1 protein-coding gene is annotated in these 1,078 nt (G+C 37.6%); it reads left to right on the top strand.

Annotation, left to right across the window (positions count from 1 at the left end; translation table 11 throughout):
* On the top strand, positions 1 to 1,078 hold a 1,078-nt coding region (locus tag EKL98_RS17130), incomplete at both ends, for a cation:proton antiporter (RefSeq protein WP_199740762.1).

The raw sequence follows: 1,078 nt of genomic DNA, 5'->3' as shown, positions 1-1,078 counted from the left end.
TTTTTTTCCTTCGGTAAAAGAAATTAAAAGCGTAGAAGTTTGGGCAGAGATTGGAGTCATCTTTTTATTGTTTAGCCTTGGTTTAGAATTTAGTTTCAAAAAATTGATGAAAGTGGGCGGAACCGCTTCTATCACAGCAGGCACACAAATTGTCGTGATGTGCCTTTTGGGTTATTCTGTAGGTCAATGGATGGATTGGGGAAAAATAGATAGTATTTTTTTAGGCGTTATTCTTTCGATTTCATCGACCACAATAATTCTAAAAACCTTTGATGAATTAGGCGTAAAAACACAAAAATTTGCAGGAATTGTAATTGGCTCGCTAATCGTTCAGGACATATTAGCCATTTTGATGATGGTTTTATTATCAACCATTGCAGTGAGCAATCAGTTTTCTGGAATGGATTTGTTAATGTCGGTTTTGAAACTTTTATTTTTTCTGGTGATTTGGTTTTTGGGCGGTATTTTTATCATTCCAACAGTACTCAAAAAAACCAAACATTTATTGACTGACGAAATGTTGCTGATCATTTCCTTAGCCTTGTGTTTGACAATGGTTGGGCTTGCTGCCAATGTGGGATTTTCACCAGCTTTGGGTGCTTTTATTATGGGTTCTATCATTGCCGAAACCACTCAAGCGGAACACATTGAGCATTTGGTAAAACCTGTAAAAGATTTATTTGGTGCTGTTTTTTTCGTATCGGTAGGGATGCTAATCGACCCAGCTGCTTTGTATGAACATGCTATTCCAGTCATAATACTTTCGTTTATTACCATTTTTGGACAATCCATCAGTTCTACTTTTGGTGCTTTGCTGTCGGGGCAACCTTTGAAAGATTCCATCAGAACTGGAATGAGTTTGTCTCAAATTGGGGAATTTTCATTTATCATAGCCACTTTAGGTGTCACTTTGAACGCCACAAGTTCTTTCTTGTATCCAATTGTCGTGGCGGTATCGGCTGTAACAGTTTTCACAACTCCGTTTATGATTAAATATTCACTCCCTTTTTCTGAATATTTAGCGCATAAATTACCTCGGAAATGGACCAAACGTATCGAACGGTATTCTGCCAGCACG

The organism is Flavobacterium bomense (assembly GCF_003970355.1).
The sequence above is the reverse complement of the archived record's forward strand: the minus strand, read 5'-3'. Positions and strand labels throughout refer to the sequence as shown.